General features: G+C 68.4%; 14 protein-coding genes. 9 read left to right on the top strand and 5 right to left on the bottom strand.

The genetic code is table 11. The features are described from left to right. Nucleotides 1-2: 2 nt before the first annotated feature. Nucleotides 3-2,708 (top strand): DNA translocase FtsK, encoded by a 2,706-nt coding sequence (locus NHN26_RS00500; RefSeq protein ID WP_253087576.1) that lies wholly within the window; start codon nucleotides 3-5, stop codon nucleotides 2,706-2,708. A gap of 88 nt (nucleotides 2,709-2,796) precedes the next feature. Continuing rightward, on the top strand, nucleotides 2,797-3,405 hold the full coding sequence (locus NHN26_RS00505; RefSeq protein WP_253087577.1) for a LolA family protein: 609 nt from the start codon (nucleotides 2,797-2,799) through the stop codon (nucleotides 3,403-3,405). Between the two features lie 3 nt (nucleotides 3,406-3,408). Here NHN26_RS00505 and NHN26_RS00510 read toward each other — a convergent pair whose 3' ends face one another. Together NHN26_RS00510 and NHN26_RS00515 are read right to left on the bottom strand one after the other, a co-directional pair. Beyond that, on the bottom strand, nucleotides 3,409-3,597 hold the full coding sequence (locus NHN26_RS00510; protein ID WP_132695806.1) for a DUF2783 domain-containing protein: 189 nt from the start codon (nucleotides 3,595-3,597) through the stop codon (nucleotides 3,409-3,411). Then, a complete protein-coding gene (locus NHN26_RS00515) occupies nucleotides 3,594-5,144 on the bottom strand; it encodes an FAD-dependent oxidoreductase (protein WP_253087578.1) in 1,551 nt (516 codons plus the stop codon). The genes NHN26_RS00510 and NHN26_RS00515 overlap by 4 nt, the downstream gene beginning before the upstream one ends. 272 nt (nucleotides 5,145-5,416) lie before the next feature. Here NHN26_RS00515 and NHN26_RS00520 point away from each other — a divergent pair, with 272 nt between their 5' ends. After that, on the top strand, nucleotides 5,417-6,592 hold the full coding sequence (locus NHN26_RS00520) for an acetyl-CoA C-acyltransferase family protein (protein WP_253087579.1): 1,176 nt from the start codon (nucleotides 5,417-5,419) through the stop codon (nucleotides 6,590-6,592). Nucleotides 6,593-6,598: 6 nt separating this feature from the next. Here the strand turns inward: NHN26_RS00520 and NHN26_RS00525 are convergent, their stop codons facing one another. Continuing rightward, nucleotides 6,599-7,231 carry an alpha-ketoglutarate-dependent dioxygenase AlkB family protein gene (locus tag NHN26_RS00525; protein ID WP_253087580.1) on the bottom strand — a complete coding sequence of 211 codons (633 nt, stop codon included), beginning with the start codon at nucleotides 7,229-7,231 and terminating at the stop codon, nucleotides 6,599-6,601. A gap of 176 nt (nucleotides 7,232-7,407) precedes the next feature. On the opposite strand from NHN26_RS00525, the gene dnaK reads away from it, so the two are divergent. From dnaK to radC, 3 genes are all read left to right on the top strand, one after another. Beyond that, a complete protein-coding gene (gene dnaK, locus NHN26_RS00530; RefSeq protein ID WP_253087581.1) occupies nucleotides 7,408-9,318 on the top strand; it encodes a molecular chaperone DnaK in 1,911 nt (636 codons plus the stop codon). Nucleotides 9,319-9,392: 74 nt separating this feature from the next. Continuing rightward, nucleotides 9,393-10,526, top strand: a complete 1,134-nt coding sequence (dnaJ, locus tag NHN26_RS00535; protein WP_253087582.1) for a molecular chaperone DnaJ — start codon at nucleotides 9,393-9,395, stop codon at nucleotides 10,524-10,526. A gap of 61 nt (nucleotides 10,527-10,587) precedes the next feature. Beyond that, nucleotides 10,588-11,355: a RadC family protein gene (gene radC, locus NHN26_RS00540; protein ID WP_253087583.1), complete on the top strand. Its 768-nt coding sequence runs from the start codon at nucleotides 10,588-10,590 to the stop codon at nucleotides 11,353-11,355. A gap of 2 nt (nucleotides 11,356-11,357) precedes the next feature. On the opposite strand, the gene NHN26_RS00545 is transcribed toward radC, so the two are convergent. Together NHN26_RS00545 and secA are read right to left on the bottom strand one after the other, a co-directional pair. Then, nucleotides 11,358-12,911 (bottom strand): phosphate ABC transporter substrate-binding/OmpA family protein, encoded by a 1,554-nt coding sequence (locus NHN26_RS00545; protein ID WP_253087584.1) that lies wholly within the window; start codon nucleotides 12,909-12,911, stop codon nucleotides 11,358-11,360. 91 nt (nucleotides 12,912-13,002) lie between these two features. Next, on the bottom strand, nucleotides 13,003-15,726 hold the full coding sequence (gene secA / locus NHN26_RS00550; protein ID WP_253087585.1) for a preprotein translocase subunit SecA: 2,724 nt from the start codon (nucleotides 15,724-15,726) through the stop codon (nucleotides 13,003-13,005). A gap of 177 nt (nucleotides 15,727-15,903) precedes the next feature. On the opposite strand from secA, the gene NHN26_RS00555 reads away from it, so the two are divergent. The 3 genes from NHN26_RS00555 to mutT are packed head-to-tail and all read left to right on the top strand — an operon-like array spanning nucleotide 15,904 to nucleotide 18,540. Next, nucleotides 15,904-16,749, top strand: a complete 846-nt coding sequence (locus NHN26_RS00555) for a peptidylprolyl isomerase (RefSeq protein WP_253087586.1) — start codon at nucleotides 15,904-15,906, stop codon at nucleotides 16,747-16,749. Nucleotides 16,750-16,795: 46 nt separating this feature from the next. Then, nucleotides 16,796-18,145 (top strand): bifunctional glutamate N-acetyltransferase/amino-acid acetyltransferase ArgJ, encoded by a 1,350-nt coding sequence (gene argJ, locus NHN26_RS00560; RefSeq protein WP_435594165.1) that lies wholly within the window; start codon nucleotides 16,796-16,798, stop codon nucleotides 18,143-18,145. Continuing rightward, the gene (gene mutT / locus NHN26_RS00565) at nucleotides 18,142-18,540 is read left to right on the top strand and encodes an 8-oxo-dGTP diphosphatase MutT (RefSeq protein ID WP_132695795.1); all 399 of its coding nucleotides are present in this window, start codon (nucleotides 18,142-18,144) and stop codon (nucleotides 18,538-18,540) included. Before argJ ends, mutT begins: the two co-directional genes overlap by 4 nt. Nucleotides 18,541-18,583: the final 43 nt, after the last annotated feature.

Here is an 18,583-nt window from a genome sequence, read left to right on the forward strand (position 1 = left end):
GTATGGCTTCGTATCAGATGAAACGGCGCGAACCGCTTCTCGATTCCAACGTCCAGGCCGCCATCGAGCGGCGCGGCAAGGAATTGCTGGGCTTTACGCTGATCGGGGCGGCGCTGGTGATGGCGGCGATCCTGGGCTCTTACGTCCCTGACGACCCGAGCTGGCTGTCGGCGACCGATGCCCCGGCCGAGAACATGCTGGGCCGGTTCGGCGCCTCGATCGCCTCGCCGCTGCATATCGTCATCGGCTGGGGATCCTGGGGGCTGGTGGTCATCCCGGCGGTCTGGGGGCTGCGGCTGGCGGGCCATTGGGGCGAGGACCGCGCGCTGTCGCGGCTGATCTTTGCCCCGGTCGCGGTGGCGCTGGCGGCGGTCTATGCCTCGACCCATGTGCCGCCCGCAAGCTGGACCCACGCCTTCGGCATGGGGGGGCTGTTCGGCGATACGGTGCTGGGCGCGATCCTGGGCGTGGCGCCGGTGGATACGGTGGCGGGGCTGCGCGTCGTCGCAGCACTGGTCTGGATGGCGGCCATCGGCATGGGGCTGTTCGTGCTGGGCGTGGACCGGGACGAGTTGCGCAATTTTGGCCGGTTCCTGCTGTTCGGCCTGATCCTGAGCTATGAAGGGCTGCGCCGGATGGCCGGGAAATCCGCGCGCGGCGCGCTGAGTGCCGGGCTGCGGCTGGGCGAGAACGTGCAGACCCGCCGCGCCGGGACCGAGCCCGTGCGCGCCCAGCGGGCCGAGCCGCTGGTGGCGAGCCGGGCGCCAGCGGACGAACCGGCCCGGAGCGGTGTCATCGGCGGGCTGATGGCGCGGGTGCCGGTGCTGGGGCGGCGGGTGGCGGAGCCCGAGATGGAGCTGGTCGAGCGCGACCTGCCCGACAGCGTGGACGGGATCGGGCCGATTTCCGAGGACCGCATCAGGGAACGCATCGCCGACGTGATCCGCAACCGCGCCCGCCAGTCGGGCCGCCCGGCCTTTCGCGCGGAGCCGCCCGTGCGGCGCGATCGGGCGGGCACGCCGGACGTCCTGCCGGTCGAGCCGCCGCTGAGCGCGCGGGCCGCGGACTTGCCCCTGCCCGAGTTCGACGAGGAACCCCGCCGGGTCGTGCAGCATCCCGTCAGCAAGCCGGTGCCCCCCTCGCGCCGGGCGATGGAAGAGGCGCAACCGGCGCTGCCCTTCAGCGAGCCCGACAGCGGCTATGAACATCCGCCGCTGTCGCTGCTGGCCAGCCCCGATTCGATCCAGCGCCATGTCCTGTCGGACGAGGCGCTGGAGGAAAACGCGCGGATGCTGGAAAACGTGCTGGACGATTACGGCGTCAAGGGCGAGATCGTGTCGGTCCGGCCCGGCCCCGTGGTCACCATGTACGAGCTGGAGCCCGCGCCGGGGCTGAAGGCCAGCCGGGTGATCGGGCTGTCGGACGACATCGCGCGCAGCATGTCGGCGCTGTCGGCGCGGGTCTCGACCGTGCCGGGGCGCAGCGTGATCGGGATCGAACTGCCCAATGTCAATCGCGAGAAGGTGGTGTTGCGCGAGATCCTGTCCTCGCGCGCCTTCGGCGACAGCGCGATGCGGCTGCCGCTGGCGCTGGGCAAGGATATCGGCGGCGAGGCGGTGGTGGCGAACCTGGCCAAGATGCCCCACCTGCTGATCGCGGGCACCACCGGGTCGGGCAAGTCGGTGGCGATCAACACGATGATCCTGTCGCTGCTCTACAAGCTGACGCCCGAGGAATGCCGGTTGATCATGATCGACCCCAAGATGCTGGAACTGTCGGTCTATGACGGCATCCCGCACCTTCTGTCGCCGGTCGTCACCGACCCCAAGAAGGCCGTCGTCGCGCTGAAATGGGTCGTGGGCGAGATGGAGGAACGCTATCGCAAGATGTCCAAGATGGGCGTGCGCAACATCGAGGGCTATAACGGGCGGGTGCGCGATGCGCTGGACCGGGGCGAGATGTTCAAGCGCACGGTCCAGACCGGGTTCGACGACGAGACCGGCGAGCCGGTGTTCGAGACCGACGAGTTCCAGCCCGAGACGCTGCCCTATATCGTGGTGATCGTCGACGAGATGGCCGACCTGATGATGGTGGCGGGCAAGGAGATCGAGGCCTGCATCCAGCGGCTGGCGCAGATGGCGCGGGCCTCGGGGATCCACCTCATCATGGCGACGCAGCGGCCCTCGGTCGATGTCATCACCGGCACGATCAAGGCGAACTTCCCGACCCGGATCTCGTTCCAGGTGACCGGCAAGATCGACAGCCGCACGATCCTGGGCGAACAGGGGGCGGAACAGCTTCTGGGCATGGGCGACATGCTTTACATGGCGGGCGGGGGTCGGATTTCCCGCGTCCACGGGCCGTTCGTCTCGGATGAGGAAGTCGAGGAGATCGTCACCTATCTGAAGGGCTTCGGGCCGCCCGATTATGTCGGCAGCGTGGTCGAGGGGCCGGACGAGGACCGCGAGGGCGATATCGACCTGGTGCTGGGCCTGGGCGGGAATACCGATGGCGACGACGCGCTGTACGATCAGGCGGTGGCGATCGTGCTGAAGGATCGCAAATGCTCGACCTCCTACATCCAGCGCAAGCTGGCCATCGGCTACAACAAGGCCGCCCGGCTGGTCGAGCAGATGGAGGAACAAGGCGTGGTCAGCCCGGCCAACCATGTCGGCAAGCGCGAGATCCTGGTGCCCGAACAGGGCTGACCGGCGGCGCGGGCGGGGCACCTGCCCATCGCCGTTTCGTGACGGATTGGCTGATGCAAAGGCGCGTGCGAGCGACTAGATTGCCGCCATGATCAGACGCCTTGCCCTTGGCCTTGCCCTCTGGGCGGCCACCGCCGCCCCCGGACTTGCCGACAAGCTGCCGCTGTCGGCGATCTCGGCCTATCTCAACAGCTTCTCGACCGCGCGGGCCGAGTTCACGCAGGTGAACGCGGACGGGTCGATCTCGACCGGGCGGATGCTGCTTCAGCGGCCCGGCAGGGCGCGGTTCGAATACGATCCGCCCAATGGCGGGCTGGTGATCGCGGGCGGCGGGCAGGTGGCGATCTTCGACACCAAGTCGAACCAGCCGCCCGAGCAATATCCGCTGCGCCGCACGCCGCTGAACATCATCCTGGAACGCAACGTGGATCTGTCGCGGGCGCGGATGGTGGTGGGCCATGACGGCGATGCGACCATGACACGGGTGATCGCGCAGGATCCCGAGCATCCCGAATACGGCACCATCGCGCTGGTCTTTACCGGCAACCCGGTGGAACTGCGCCAATGGGTCATCACCGACGACACGGGCCAGGCGACCACGGTGATCCTGGGCGAGATGCGGACCGGCGTGCAATTGTCGGCACGGATGTTCAGCATCGTGCAGGAGACCAATGACCGGATGGGCAACCGGCGCTAGGGTTCAGCGTTGGCGGGCAAGCGCCAGCGCGGCGCGCAGCACGGCCGGATCACCGACATGATTGGCAAGGATCAGCAGGAGCTGGGCGTTCAGCGCGTGGCTTTGCGCCTCGGTCAGGCCGCGATGGGCGGCCAGAAGCTCGGCCAGGAAATCGTCGGGATCGTCGATATTGGGGGTGTCGATCAGGCTCACGCGCGTCCCTCCCACAGCGCGGCGAGGGCCTTTGCGATCTGGCGCGCGTCGGCCTCGACCCAGCGGGCGGCGATGACCTGGTCGGGCCGCACCAGATAGAGCGCGCGCCCGGCCCGGCCCAGATAGCGCGCGACCACCGCCGGGTTCACCTCGACAGGCAGAACCGGCAGGTCCGCAACGGCGGGGGCGTCGCAATTGATCGCCAGCAGCATCGCGTCGCGGCCCAGCGCCGCCAGCAGCCAGCCCGCGCCCTGCGGCGCATCGGGGGCGACCGCGCCGGGGCGCGAGATCGCGGGCAGGCGCGGGTCGTCGGGGCCGGTGGTGGCATAGATGCAGGGCGTCGAGAGGCGGCCGGAATTGACCCAGTCGCGGGCAAAGGGCGCCTTGCGCGCGAGGGCCAGGATCTGGTCGCGGAACAGCCGTTCGACCCCGTTGGCCGGGCCCATGAAGCGGGTGGCGCGGCTGGATTGGCGGATGTTCTCGTCCGCGGCCTGCACCCGTTCGCGGTTGTAGCTGTCGATCAGGCTGGGGGGCGCGCGGCCGTCCAGCACGGCGGCCAGCTTCCAGCCCAGATTGTCGGCATCCTGCAACCCGCCATTGGCCCCGCGCGCGCCGAAGGGCGGGATCAGATGGGCGCTGTCGCCGGCGAAGATCACCCGTCCATGGACGAATTCGCCCAGGCGGCGGCACTGGAAGCTGTAGACGCTGACCCAGTCGAGATCGAAATCGGGGCCGATCACCTGTTCGATGCGGGGGATCACCCTTTCGGGCCTGCTCTCGTCCTTCGGGTCGGCATGGGGGCCGAGTTGCAGGTCGATGCGGTAGATGTTGTCGGCCTGCCGGTGCAGCAGCGCGGACTGGCCGTCATGGAAGCCCGGCTCGAACCAGAACCAGCGTTCGGAAGGCAGGTCGCCCTCCATCTCGACATCGGCGATGAGGAAGCGTTCCTCGAACAGCTCGCCCTCGAAATCGAGATCGAGCATCGCCCGGACAGTCGAGCGCGCCCCGTCGCAGGCGATCGCATAATCCGCCGCGAGCATGTAGCTGCCATCCGGCGTGCGGATCGTGACCTGCACCCCGTCCGCGTCCGGGTCGATCCCGGTGACGCGGTTGCGGAACCGCAGGTCGATCAGCGGGTCGGCCAGCGCGCGGTCGGTCAGGAAATGCTCGACATGATATTGCTGGAGGTTGAGGAAGGGCGGCATCCGGTCGCCGGGATCCTCGGCCAGATCGAAGCTGAAGATCTCGTCATCGCCGTGGCAGACGCGGCCGACGCTCCATGGCACGCCCTTTTCCAGCACCTTGTCGGCGATGCCCAGACGGTCGAAGATCTCGAGGCTGCGCCGGGACCAGCCCATGGCGCGCGAGCCGGTCGCGACCGCGTCCCCGGCCTCGAGCAGCACCGATGGCGTCCCGCGACGGGCCAGATCCAGCGCCAGCACCAGACCGACCGGCCCCGCGCCGATGATGACGACCTTGTGGCGCGGTTCGGGCGCGTTCAGCCCGGGCGGGGCGACATAGGGAAAGGGCGCATAGGCATGGGCCATCACGCGGCTCCCGGCGGGACGGCGCGCGCGGCGGTGCCGCCCCGGCGCGCGGGCAGGTCACGGACGCCCGTGCCGCGGGCACCTGCGGGGACATGGGTCATGGCACTCTCCCTTGACGGTCTGCTTCGCTGGCCGCCACCCGGGCGTTAACCTCTGCCACCCGGCGGGCCACTGCAACCGGTTTTTTCGGCGGGGGATCGACGCGACGTCATGCTATGGACGGGGGCGGGCCGCGCTATCAAGGGGCGGGTCCGGCGGAGGAGGAGGAACACATGACCGGCATCGTCATCCTGAGCGGCGCGCGCACCGCCATCGGCACATTCGGCGGCAGTCTTGCGGGCCTGCCGCCCGCGACGCTGGGCGCCATCGCCGCGCGCGCGGCGCTGGAACGGGCGGGTGTCGAGGGGGCGCGCATCGGCCATGTCGCCTTTGGCCATATCCTGAACACCGAGCCGCGCGACCTGTACCTGTCGCGCATCGCCGCGATGGAGGCGGGGATTCCCGAGACCGTGCCCGCGATGAACGTCAACCGGCTGTGCGGGTCGGGGGCGCAGGCCGTCGTCTCGGTCGCGCAGGCACTGATGCTGGGGGATGCCGAATTCGGGCTGGCGGGCGGGGCCGAAAGCATGAGCCGGGCGCCGCATATCCTGCCCGCGGCGCGCTGGGGCCAGAAGATGGGCGATACGTCGGCGGCCGACATGATGCTGGGCGCGCTGACCTGCCCGTTCGGGACCGGCCATATGGGTGTGACCGCCGAGAACGTGGCCGCCGAACATGGCATCAGCCGCGCCGATCAGGACGCTTTCGCGCTGGAAAGCCAGAGCCGCGCGGCGCGGGCGATCGCCGAGGGCCGCTTTGCCGCCGAGATCGTGCCGGTCGAGGTGGCGGTGCGGCGCGAGACGCGGGCCTTTGCGGTGGACGAGCATCCCAAGGCGACGACGCCGGAGGCGCTGGCGGCGCTGCGGCCCGCCTTCCAGAAGGATGGCACGGTAACGGCGGGCAATGCGAGCGGGATCAATGACGGCGCCGCGGCGCTGGTGCTGGCGCGCGAGGACGCGGCAGAGGCGGCGGGGCTGGAGCCGATGGCGCGGCTGATCGGCTATGCCCATGCGGGCGTGGCGCCGCGGGTGATGGGGATCGGGCCGGTGCCCGCGGTCGAGGCGTTGCTGGCCAGGACGGGGCTGGGTGTGGGCGATTTCGACGTGGTCGAAAGCAACGAGGCCTTTGCCGCGCAGGCGATTGCGGTCAACCGGGCGCTGGGGCTGGACCCCGAGCGGGTGAACCCCAATGGCGGCGCGATCGCGCTGGGTCATCCGGTGGGGGCGACGGGCGCGATCATCACGGTCAAGGCGCTGCACGAGCTGGCGCGGACCGGCGGGCGGCGGGCGCTGGTGACGATGTGCATCGGCGGCGGGCAGGGGATCGCGCTGGCGCTGGAGCGGGTCTGACCGTCGTCAGTCCACCACCCGCAGCGTGAGGTTGATCCGCCCGCCCCCGGCCAGCAGGCCGGAGGAGCCGGGGCGCAGCCGGTCGATGCCGTGATGGACCAGCCGCGCCGCGCCGCCCATCACCAGAACGTCGCCCGAATTGAGCCACAGGCTTTCGGTATCGCCGCCGCGGGTCAGGTGGCCGATGCGGAACCGCGCCGCGTCGCCCAGCGAGATCGACAGGACCGGCCAGCGGAAATCGGCCTCGTCGCGGTCCTGGTGCATGCCCATTTTCGTGCCCTCGCCGTAGAAGTTCACGAGGCAGCAATCGGGGCGGCGGTCGAGGCCGGTCACCGCGTCCCAGACCGCCAGCACCGAGGCCGGGATCGGCGGCCAGGGCAGCCCAGAGGGATGGCAGGGCGCATAGCGATAGCCGCGCCGGTCAGAGACCCAGCCGAAGCGCCCGGCCGAGGTCATGCGCACGCTCATCTTGCGGCCCCAGCGGGTTTCGGGCTGGAAGAGCGGCGCGGCGGCGACCACGGCGCGCAGCTCCGCGACCATCGCGCGCTGGGCCTCGGCGTCCAGCCAGCCGGGAAAGATCTGGACCCCGCGCACCACCAGACCGGGGGTCGGGCAGGCGCCCTCGGGCGTTTCGGACATCGTTCACCACACTCACATTTCTGTCATGGGCCGCGCTTGCAGGGGTCTGGACCCCTCCTTATATACGCCCGAGACAAGGATCGGGGACCACCCCCCGACCGGAATTCTGGGATCGGAGGACAGGGGCCTTTTCAGGGCCTGACCTCCACAACATCGCCGAAGAAGAGGTAACAGACATGGCCAAAGTCATCGGGATCGACCTTGGGACCACCAATTCCTGCGTCGCCATCATGGACGGCTCGCAACCCCGGGTGATCGAGAATGCCGAGGGCGCGCGCACGACCCCCTCGATCGTCGCCTTCACCGAATCCGAACGTCTTGTGGGCCAGCCCGCCAAGCGGCAGGCCGTCACCAACCCCGAGAACACGATCTTTGCCGTCAAGCGCCTGATCGGGCGGCGGGCCGACGATGCGGAAGTCGAGAAGGACCGCAAGCACGTCCCCTACAGCATCGTCGATGGCGGCAATGGCGATGCCTGGGTTCAGGTGCGTGGCGAGAAATACAGCCCCAGCCAGATCTCGGCCTTCATCCTGCAGAAGATGAAGGAAACCGCCGAAAGCTATCTGGGCGAGACGGTGACGCAGGCCGTCATCACCGTTCCGGCCTATTTCAACGACGCCCAGCGCCAGGCGACCAAGGACGCGGGCAAGATCGCCGGGCTTGAGGTTCTGCGCATCATCAACGAGCCGACCGCGGCCGCGCTGGCCTATGGGCTGGACAAGAAGGAAACCCGCACCATCGCGGTCTATGACCTGGGCGGCGGCACCTTCGACATCACGATCCTGGAAATCGACGACGGGCTGTTCGAGGTGAAATCGACCAACGGGGACACGTTCCTCGGCGGCGAAGACTTCGACATGCGGATCGTTGCCTACCTGGCCGAAGAGTTCAAGAAGGAACACGGCGTCGACCTGAGCAAGGACAAGATGGCGCTGCAACGGCTGAAGGAAGCCGCCGAGAAGGCCAAGATCGAGCTGTCCTCGGCCTCGCAGACCGAGATCAACCAGCCCTTCATCTCGATGGACAAGAACAGCGGCACGCCGCTGCACCTGGTGATGAAGCTGACCCGCGCCAAGCTGGAAAGCCTGGTGGCGGACCTCATCAAGAACTCGATCAAGCCCTGCCAGGCGGCGCTGAAGGATGCGGGCCTGTCGACCTCGGATATCGACGAGGTGGTGCTGGTCGGCGGCATGACGCGGATGCCGCGGGTGATCGAGGAAGTCACCAAGTTCTTCGGCAAGGAGCCGCACAAGGGCGTGAACCCCGACGAGGTGGTGGCGATGGGCGCCGCGATCCAGGCGGGTGTGCTGCAGGGCGACGTCAAGGACGTGGTGCTGCTGGACGTCACGCCGCTGTCGCTGGGCATCGAGACGCTGGGCGGCGTGTTCACCCGGCTGATCGACCGCAACACGACCATCCCGACCAAGAAATCGCAGATCTTCTCGACCGCCGAGGACAACCAGAACGCCGTGACGATCCGGGTGTTCCAGGGCGAGCGCGAGATGGCGGCCGACAACAAGATGCTGGGCCAGTTCAACCTGGAGGACATCCCGCCCGCACCGCGCGGCATGCCGCAGATCGAGGTGACCTTCGACATCGACGCCAACGGCATCGTGTCGGTCAGCGCCAAGGACAAGGGCACCGGCAAGGAGCAGAAGATCACGATCCAGGCCTCGGGCGGTCTGTCCGATGACGAGATCGAGCAGATGGTGCGCGATGCCGAATCCAATGCAGAGGCCGACAAGGCACGCCGCGAACTGGTCGAGACCCGGAACCAGGCCGAAAGCCTGATCCACTCGACCGAGAAGTCGATCGAGGAGCATGGCGACAAGGTCGATCCCTCGACCGTCGAGGCGATCGAGCTGGCCGTCGCGGCGCTGCGCGACACGCTGGAAACCGACGATGCCGGCAAGATCCGGGGCGGTATCCAGAACGTGTCCGAGGCGGCGATGCGGCTGGGCGAGGCGATCTACAAGGCCCAGCAGCAGGAGACCGACGATGCGCCCCGCGGCGCGGACGAGGGCCCGGACGAAGGGATCGTCGATGCCGAGTTCGAGGATCTCGACGACGACAGGAAGCGCTCGTAGGAAACGACCGGAACCCAGGTGGCCGGTCCGGGAAACCGGGCCGGCCCCGCGCATTCCGGACAGGGGAATAGCCGATGGCAAAGCGCGATTTCTACGAGGTCCTGGGCATCGCCCGCGGCGCCTCGGCCGACGAGATCAAGAAGGCCTACCGCACGAAGGCCAAGGAACTGCATCCCGACCGCAACGCGGACAATCCCAAGGCCGAGGCCCAGTTCAAGGAAGTCAACGAGGCCTACGAGACGCTGAAGGATCCCGACAAGAAGGCCGCCTATGACCGCTTCGGCCACGCCGCCTTCGAGGGGGGCATGGGCGGGCCGCGCGGGGGCCCGGGATTCGGCGGGGGCGATTTCGCCTCGGCCTTCTCGAACGTGTTCGACGACCTGTTCGGCGATTTCATGGGCGGTGGCGGGCGGCAGCGCGCCACGCGCGGTTCGGACCTGCGCTACAACCTGCGGATCACGCTGGAAGACGCCTTTCGCGGCTTGCAGAAGAAGATCACCGTGCCCGGCTCTGTCGGCTGCGACGCCTGCAGCGGCACGGGCGCCGTGGGCGGCGCCGAGCCCGCGACCTGCCCGACCTGTTCGGGCATGGGCAAGGTGCGCGCCCAGCAGGGATTCTTTACCGTCGAACGCACCTGCCCGACCTGCGGCGGGATGGGCCAGATCATCAAGAACCCCTGCAAGTCCTGCGGCGGGGCGGGCCGGGTGGAACGCGAGCGCGCGCTGTCGGTCAACATCCCGGCCGGCGTCGAGACCGGCACGCGGATCCGGCTGGCCGGAGAGGGCGAGGCGGGATTGCGCGGCGGGCCGCCGGGGGATCTGTACATCTTCATCGAGGTGGCCGATCACCCGCTGTTCGAGCGTGACGGCATGACGCTGTTCTGCCGGGTGCCGGTCTCGATGGCGACGGCAGCCCTGGGCGGCGAGATCGAGGTGCCCACGATCGACGGCGGGCGCTCGCGCGTGAAGGTGCCCGAGGGCAGCCAGTCGGGCAAGCAGATGCGCCTGCGCGGCAAGGGGATGCCGGGGCTGCGCGGCGGCGGGCAGGGCGATCTGCTGATCGAGCTTGCGGTCGAGACGCCGGTCAACCTGACCACCCGGCAAAAGGAATTGCTGCGCGAGTTCGAGGAGTTGAGCGAGGAGAACAACCCCGAGGGGTCGTCCTTCTTTCGCAAGGTCAAGAGTTTCTGGGACGGGATGAAGGGCTGAGGCCGCGGATTCTGCTGCGGCGTTAATCCTTCGTTCAGCATGATTTCCCTAGGCTCGGGGCATGACTCGCCCGCGTGACCCCAACAGTTTCTCGGAACCGCCGCTGCCGCTCTTTGCCGAGGCGCGGCCGGTGCCGCTGTCGCAGGCCGACCGGCCGCCCTCCTACCTGCGCGACCACCGCCAGCGGTTGCGCACCCGCTTCATGGAGGGGGGTGCGGATGCGATGCCGGATTACGAATTGCTGGAGATGCTGCTGTTCCGCGCCATCCCGCGCCAGGACGTCAAGCCGCTGGCCCGCGCGTTGCTGGAGCGGTTCGGCGATTTCAACGGCGTGCTGTCGGCGCCCACCGCCCGGCTGCGCGAGGTGATCGGCGTGGGCGAGGCGGTGCTGGTCGAGCTTAAGCTGGTCGAGGCGGCGGCGCATCGGCTGGCGCGCGCCAGGATCATGCACCGGCAGGTGATTTCAAGCTGGGATGTCCTGCTGGATTATTGCCGCACCTCGATGGCGCATCGCCAGACCGAACAGTTCCGCGTGCTGTTCCTGGACCGCAAGAACATTCTGATCGCCGACGAGGAACAGGCGCGCGGCACGGTCGATCATGTGCCGGTCTATCCCCGCGAAGTCGTCAAGCGGGCGCTGGAGCTGAACGCCTCGGCGCTGATCCTGGTGCATAACCACCCCTCGGGCGACCCGACGCCGTCGGAGTCGGACATCGCGATGACCGGGCAGATCGCGGCGGGCTGCACCGCGCTGGGGATCGTGCTGCACGATCACATCATCGTCGGCAAGGCGCGCGAGATCAGCCTGCGCGCCGAGGGCTATATCTAGCCTCAGCGCAGCCAGACCTCGACCCGGCGGTTGATGAACCCGCCCCAGGCGCTGTGGTCGCAGGCGATGGGCAGGGCTTCGCCGAACGCCTCGACCCTGAGCGCCACGCGCGACAGGTCGGCCGCGGTCGCCACCGCCCGCACCGCATCATGCACCGCCTCGGCCCGGAGCCGCGCGATGCCCAGATTGGCCTCGGCCGGTCCGTCGCCATCGGTGAATCCTGCAAAGATCAGGGTGCGCCCGTCGAACAGCCCGGCCTCCAGCGCGCGGGCCAGCGCGCCGATATTGCCGAAGGATTGCGCGTCCAGCTCCGCCGAGCCGCCCTCGCGGAAGCGGAAGGTGGTGGTCAGCCGTTGCGCCCCGGCCAGCGTCCCGACAAGGCGCTGCAATTCGGACAGCGGCACCTCGGGCCCGGCCTGGGCGATGGCCTGGCCCAGCCGGTCGCCCTGGCGGCCGAAGGGGATGGTGTCGCGCAACTGGTCGACGAAGCCCGCGCGCCGGATCACCAGTTGCGCGGGGGCCGTGTCGAGCCAGTCGAGAAACTCGCGGGCGAAGAGCTGTTGTCGGCGGGCGGAGGCATAGAGGAACAGCGGCGCGACGAGGGGGTAATCCTCTGTCTTGACCGATTGGCGGTTTGCAACCAGGCGCAGGCCGCAGCCGCCGGTCAGCGGCACCTGCTGCGCGTCGCCCAGCGCCGAGACGCGGGTCAGTCCGACGCCCAGCGGATCGGCGGCGACCGCGGCCGACAGCGCGGCGGCGCCCTTGTGGCGGCGCGCGGCGGGGGTAGGTGATGCGCCATCGAGCAGCCGCAGGGCAATCGCCTGTTGCAACCCGTCCTGCCGGTCGAGCAGGTGCACCGTCACAGGCGCCTCCGGGCCGCCCAGCGCCGACCAGTCGGCGATCTGCCCGGTCGCAAGACCGATCACCGCGTCGATGGACAGCGCCTGCACCGGATGGCCGGGGGCGACCACGGGCACGATGGCGTCCAGCGCCACCACCCGGCGGCGGGCGGGATCGGAAAGGTCACCGAAGCCCGCCTCGCGCAGCCGCCGGATTTCGTCGGGGCGCGGTTCGCGGTCGGCCATGACGATATCGGCGGTCTCTGCCAGCAGGTCGGCGAAGCCCTCTTCGGTGCTGACAAGGGTCAGGTCGATCTCGGCCACGGGATGACCGGCGGCGCGGTCGCTGAGAACGAAGCGCATATGCGGGCCGTCACGGTCGCGGGTGACGGACAGGCCACGCTGGTCGGCATAGGTCTCGATCAGGGCGGGCATCAGCACCTCGCCGAGGACGGGCGTGCCGGACAGGCGGAAGCGTGCGACATGGGCCTCGATCCCGGGGCAGCCGGGGCCGGTGCAGATGACGCCCTGCCCGTCGAGGGTGAGCGGGCCATAGATCGTGTCGACGCGGTAGAATTCGCCGTCGAAGCCGATCAGCGCGCCGCTGATCTCGACCGATCCGTCACGCGAACTGAGCGTGACGTCCTGCGCCCGGGCGGGGGCGACGAGAAGGGAGAGCAGCGCGGCGGCCAGCGCCGCGCATCGGAACAAGCGCATGGCAAGAAGGCCCTGACCGCCTCAGTTGGCGGCGAGTTTCCGGTTTGGAGGACGATTTTTCAACACCGGATCCTCGCCTGTCGGGAACCGCTCAGACAAGCTGGCCATGGCAATGCTTGAACTTGCGCCCCGAACCGCAGGGGCAGGCATCGTTGCGCCCCGGGCGGCCCCAGGTTTCGGGCCGGGCCTCGTCGAAGCCCTCGGCCGCGCCCTCGGGGGACGGCGGGGCCGCGCCGGGGGCGGCGGCATGTTCGGCGCTTGCCCCCTCGGCGGCCTGGGCCAGTTGCTGCTGCTGCTCGGCAAGCTGGCGCATCATCGCGCCGCGCTCTTCTTCGGTCAGCGGCCGGATCTGGCCCAGCTTGCGGCTGACATCCTCGCGCAGCGCGTTCAGCATCGACTCGAACAGGGCGAACGACTCGGTCTTGTATTCGTTCAGCGGATCGCGCTGGGCATAGCCGCGGAAGCCCACGACCGAGCGCAGATGTTCCAGCGTCAGCAGGTGTTCGCGCCATTTGGTGTCGATGGTCTGGAGCAGGATCTGCTTTTCGATGTTGCGCATGACCTCGGGGCCGAACTGCGCGGCCTTGACCGCCATCGCCTCGTCGGCGGCGTCGCACAACCGCTCGCGGATCTCGGCATCGTCCACGCCCTCTTCGTCGGCCCAGGCGGCGACCGGCGCGTCAAGGCTCAACTGCTCGGCCAGCGCCTCGTTCAGACCGTCGATATCCCACTGATCGGCATAGGATTTCGGCGGCATGAAGGTTTCGACCAGATCGTCGATCACCTGGTGGCGCATGTCCTGCACGATCTCGGACAGGTCGGCGGCTTCCATGATTTCCAGCCGCTGGCCGAAGATGACCTTGCGCTGCTCGTTCATCACGTCGTCGAACTTGAGCAATTGCTTGCGGATGTCGAAGTTGCGGCCCTCGACCTTGGCCTGGGCCTTTTCCAGCGACTTGTTCACCCAGGGGTGAACGATGGCCTCGCCTTCCTTCATGCCCAGCGTGGACAGCACCTTGTCCAGACGGTCCGAGCCGAAGATGCGCATCAGGTCGTCTTCGAGCGAGAGGAAGAAGGCCGACCGCCCCGGATCGCCCTGACGGCCCGACCGGCCGCGCAACTGGTTGTCGATGCGGCGCGATTCGTGGCGTTCGGTGCCGAGGACGAACAGCCCGCCGGCGTCGAGCACCTTCTTCTTCTCGTCGGCATGTTCGGCCTCGATCCGGGCGCGGATCTCGTCGGGATGCGCCTCGGGATCGGCGTTCAGCGCCTCCATCACCTTCATCTCGACATTGCCGCCAAGCTGGATGTCGGTGCCGCGCCCGGCCATGTTGGTGGCGATGGTCACCGCGCCGAAGCGGCCCGCATCGGCGACGATCTGGGCCTCCTGTTCGTGGTGGCGGGCGTTCAGGACGTTGTGGGGGACCTTGTCCTTTTTCAGCAGTTCCGACAGCTTCTCGGATTTCTCGATCGAGGTGGTGCCGACCAGAACCGGCTGGCCCTTTTCATGCGCCTCCTTGATCGAGGCGACGATGGCCTCGAACTTCTCGCGCGCGGTGCGGTAGACGGCGTCATGTTCGTCCTGGCGGGCGATGGGGCGGTTGGTCGGGATCTCGACCACGCCAAGGCCGTAGATCTGCATGAACTCCTCGGCCTCGGTGGCCGCGGTGCCGGTCATGCCCGCCAGCTTGTCATAGAGGCGGAAATAGTTCTGGAAGGTGACCGAGGCCAGCGTCACGTTCTCGGGCTGGATCTTGGCGCCTTCCTTGGCCTCGATGGCCTGGTGCAGCCCCTCGGACAGGCGGCGGCCGCGCATCATGCGGCCGGTGAACTCGTCGATCAGCATCACCTCGCCGTCGCGGACGATGTAATCCTTGTCCTTGAGGAACAGCTTGTGCGCCTTGAGCGCCTGGGTCGCGTGGTGGACGATGGTCGTGCTTTCGGGATCGTAGAGCGACTGGCCCTCGGGCAGGAGGCCAACCTGGTGCAGGCGCTGCTCCATGAACTCGTTGCCCTCTTCGGTGAAGGTGACGATCCGGGTCTTCTCGTCGATCTTGTAATGCTCTTCGGTCAGGTCGGGCACGACCTTGTCCATCGCGACGTAAAGTTCCGAGCGGTCCTGGCTGGGCCCCGAGATGATGAGCGGCGTGCGCGCCTCGTCGATCAGGATCGAGTCGACCTCGTCCACGATCGCGAAATGGTGGCCGCGCTGGGACATGTCCTTGAGCTCGGCCTTCATGTTGTCGCGCAGGTAGTCGAAGCCAAGCTCGTTGTTCGTGCCATAGGTGATGTCGGCGCGGTAGGCGGCGCGCTTCTCGTCATCGGGCTGCCAAGGATAGACCACGCCGGTCGTCATGCCGAGATGGGCGTAGACCTTGCTCATCCATTCGGCGTCGCGCTTGGCGAGGTAGTCGTTGACGGTGACGATATGCACGCCCTTGCCGGTCAGCGCGTTCAGATAGGCGGGGAAGGTCGCGACCAGCGTCTTGCCCTCGCCGGTCTTCATCTCGGCGATGTTGCCGCGATGCAGGAAGATGCCGCCGACAAGCTGCACGTCGAAGGCGCGCAGGCCCAGCGCGCGGCGCGCGGCCTCGCGGCAATTGGCAAAGGCCTCGGGCAGCAGGTCGTCGAGTTCCTCGCCCTCGGCGCAGCGGCGCATGAACTCGCGGGTCTTGTCCTTGATCCCCTCGTCGGTCAGCGCCTGGAACTCGGGCTCCAGCTCGTTGATGCGGGTCACCAGCGGGCGCACCTTCTTGACCATCCGGTCGTTCCTGGTGCCAAAGACCTTACGGGTGACTGTTCCGATGCCCAGCATGTGCTCTCCGCGGCGGCTGTCTCAAGGGATGTTGTTCGACGGACGCCTTGCCCGCCTGTCGATGCGGCAATAGAAGTGGCCTCAGACTGAGGAGCGGCCCCAAGGACCACCCGCGATGTAAGGGGCCGCCAGATTGGAGTCAACGTCGCCAAGCGCGCGGCACGAAAGGAGTTGCCCATGTCCAGACCTGCGAAACCGCTGCTTGCGCTTGCCCTCGTTGCCGGGCTGGCCCTTCCTGCGGCGGCCGAGGAGATCGGCCCCGGAACCGTCGTGGCCCGCGTGGGCGCGACCGAGATCACGCTTGGGCACATGATCGTCATGCGCGCGCAGTTGCCGCCGGAATACCAGGCGCTGCCCGACGACACGCTGTATCAGGCGATCCTGGACCAGTTGATCCGCCAAACCGCGGTGGCCGAGCAGACCGGCGGCGCGCTGTCGCTGGGCGCGCGGCTGGCGCTGGAGAACGAGCGGCGGTCCTTCCTTGCGGGCGAGGCGCTGGGCCGCGCGGCCGAGGAAGCGGCGACCGAGGAGGCGATTCAGGCCGCCTATGAGGCCGCCTTTGCCGGCGCCGAGCCCACGCCGGAATACCGCGCCGCGCATATCCTGGTCGAGACCGAGGAAGAGGCGCAGGCGGCCATGGCCCAGGTGCAGGACGGCGCCGATTTCGCCGAGCTGGCCAAGGAGACCTCGATCGACAGTTCGGGGCAGATGGGCGGCGAACTTGGCTGGTTCACCAAGGGCATGATGGTGCAATCCTTCGAGGATGTGGTGGTCGCGATGGAACCCGGAACGGTCGCCGGTCCGTTCGAGACGCAATTCGGCTGGCATCTGGTCAAGCTGCATGAAAGCCGGCTGAAGGATGCCCCGGCGCTGGACGAGGTGCGCGAGAGCATCGTCCAGCAGATCCAGCGCGATGCGATGGAGGCGGCGCTGGAACGCTATGCCGCCGAGGCCGAGATCACCCGCGCCGAGATCGAGATCGACCCCGCGGTGCTGAAGAACCGCGAACTTCTGGACAACTGATCCGGCACGCAGACGAGGGACGGCGATGGCCAAGTCGAAGAAGAAGATCGAGAAGAAGATCACCAAGGCCAAGGTCAAGCCGCTGAAGCGCGAACTGAAGCGGCTGCGGCAGGAACTGGTGGCGGCGGGCGCGGGAGCGCCGGGTGCGCGCGCCGCGTCCGTTTCGCCGCTGGCCCCAGCGGGTGGCTTTCCCGTCCTGCCGGTGATCGCGGGCGCCGAGTTCGCCGCCGCCGAGGCGGGGGTGCGCTACAAGGGGCGGCTCGATGTGATGCTGGCCCGGCTTGCGCCGGGGACGACGGTGGCCGGGGTCTTCACCCGCTCGGCGACGCGGTCCGCGCCGGTTCTGGATTGCGAGGCCAAGATCGGCGCCACGCCCGGGCCGCGGCAGGGGGCGGCGATCCTGGTGAATTCGGGCAACTCGAACGCCTTTACCGGCGCGCGGGGGGTCGAGGCGGTGCAGGCGATCGCGGCGGGCGTGGCGCAGGCCGCAGGCGTGCCCGAGGGGCGGGTCTTCACCAGTTCGACGGGCGTGATCGGCGAGCCGCTGCCACATGAACGGATCACCGCCGTGCTGGAGGATCTGGCCGCGCGGCTGTCGCCCGAGGGTCTGGGCCAGGCGGCGCGGGCGATCATGACGACCGACACCTTCCCCAAGGGGGCCATCGCGACGGTCGAGATCGACGGGCAGGAGGTCAGGATCGCGGGCATCGCCAAGGGATCGGGGATGATCGCGCCCGACATGGCGACGATGCTGGTCTATATCTTCACCGATGCGAAGATCGCACAGGCGCCCCTGCAGCGGATGCTGGCCCGGCTGACCGACGAGACCTTCAACTGCATCACGGTCGATGGCGATACCTCGACCTCCGACACGCTGCTGCTGGCGGCCACGGGCAAGTCCAGGGCGCCCGAGATCACCGATCTGCGCAGCGCGCCCGCCCGCGCCTTTCAGGAGGCGCTGCGCGGCGTGATGCTGGATCTGGCGCAACAGGTGGTGCGCGATGGCGAAGGGGCGACCAAGTTCGTCGAGATCACGGTGACCGGCGCGGCGAACACGGCGGATGCCAGGAAGGTGGCGATGGCGATTGCCAATTCGCCGCTGGTCAAGACGGCGATCGCGGGCGAGGATCCGAACTGGGGCCGGATCGTGATGGCGGTGGGCAAGTCGGGGGCGAAGGCCGACCGCGACCTGCTGGCGATCCGGTTCGGCGATATCCTGGTGGCGGAGAAGGGCCTGGTCGCCGAGGGCTATGCCGAGGAGGCGGGCGCGGCCTATATGCGGCACGCGGAACTTGCGATCGGGGTGGATCTGGGCCTTGGCAGCGGGGCGGCGACGGTCTGGACCTGTGACCTGACGCATCGCTATATCGACATCAACGCCGATTACCGGTCGTGAAGGTCGTTCTTGTCGCGGCCGTCGCACTGGTCGATTCGGACGGCCGAGTGCTGCTGGCGCAGCGGCCCGAGGGCAAGTCGATGGCGGGCCTGTGGGAGTTTCCCGGCGGCAAGGTCGAGCCGGGCGAGACTCCCGAGGCGGCGCTGATGCGCGAGCTGAAGGAAGAGCTGGGCATCGACACATGGGCCAGCTGCCTTGCGCCGCTGAGTTTCGCCAGCCACAGCTACGAGGATTTCCACCTGCTGATGCCGCTGTTCGCCTGCCGCAAATGGGAAGGCCAGCCCCATGGGCAGGAGGGTCAGGCGCTGGCCTGGGTGCGCGCGAAGGATCTGCGCAGCTATCCGATGCCGCCCGCCGATCTGCCGCTGATCCCCGTGCTTCGGGATTGGCTTTAGCGGGCCGCCGCGGGACAGGGCGGGTCCGGGTCGGCAATTTTCC

Origin of the sequence: Rhodovulum tesquicola, assembly GCF_024128855.1 — a bacterium.
Taxonomy (GTDB): Bacteria; Pseudomonadota; Alphaproteobacteria; order Rhodobacterales; family Rhodobacteraceae; genus Rhodovulum; species Rhodovulum tesquicola.

Bases quoted from the DNA above. Each gene is read 5' to 3' on its own strand.
- dnaJ (WP_253087582.1), top strand. From the start codon at position 9,393: ATGGCAAAGCGCGATTTCTACGAGGTCCTGGGCATCGCCCGCGGCGCC.
- NHN26_RS00525 (WP_253087580.1), bottom strand. From the start codon at position 7,231: ATGTCCGAAACGCCCGAGGGCGCCTGCCCGACCCCCGGTCTGGTGGTG.
- NHN26_RS00500 (WP_253087576.1), top strand. From the start codon at position 3: ATGGCTTCGTATCAGATGAAACGGCGCGAACCGCTTCTCGATTCCAAC.
- NHN26_RS00545 (WP_253087584.1), bottom strand. From the start codon at position 12,911: ATGCGCTTGTTCCGATGCGCGGCGCTGGCCGCCGCGCTGCTCTCCCTT.
- radC (WP_253087583.1), top strand. From the start codon at position 10,588: ATGACTCGCCCGCGTGACCCCAACAGTTTCTCGGAACCGCCGCTGCCG.
- NHN26_RS00520 (WP_253087579.1), top strand. From the start codon at position 5,417: ATGACCGGCATCGTCATCCTGAGCGGCGCGCGCACCGCCATCGGCACA.
- secA (WP_253087585.1), bottom strand. From the start codon at position 15,726: ATGCTGGGCATCGGAACAGTCACCCGTAAGGTCTTTGGCACCAGGAAC.
- NHN26_RS00555 (WP_253087586.1), top strand. From the start codon at position 15,904: ATGTCCAGACCTGCGAAACCGCTGCTTGCGCTTGCCCTCGTTGCCGGG.
- dnaK (WP_253087581.1), top strand. From the start codon at position 7,408: ATGGCCAAAGTCATCGGGATCGACCTTGGGACCACCAATTCCTGCGTC.
- NHN26_RS00505 (WP_253087577.1), top strand. From the start codon at position 2,797: ATGATCAGACGCCTTGCCCTTGGCCTTGCCCTCTGGGCGGCCACCGCC.
- NHN26_RS00515 (WP_253087578.1), bottom strand. From the start codon at position 5,144: ATGGCCCATGCCTATGCGCCCTTTCCCTATGTCGCCCCGCCCGGGCTG.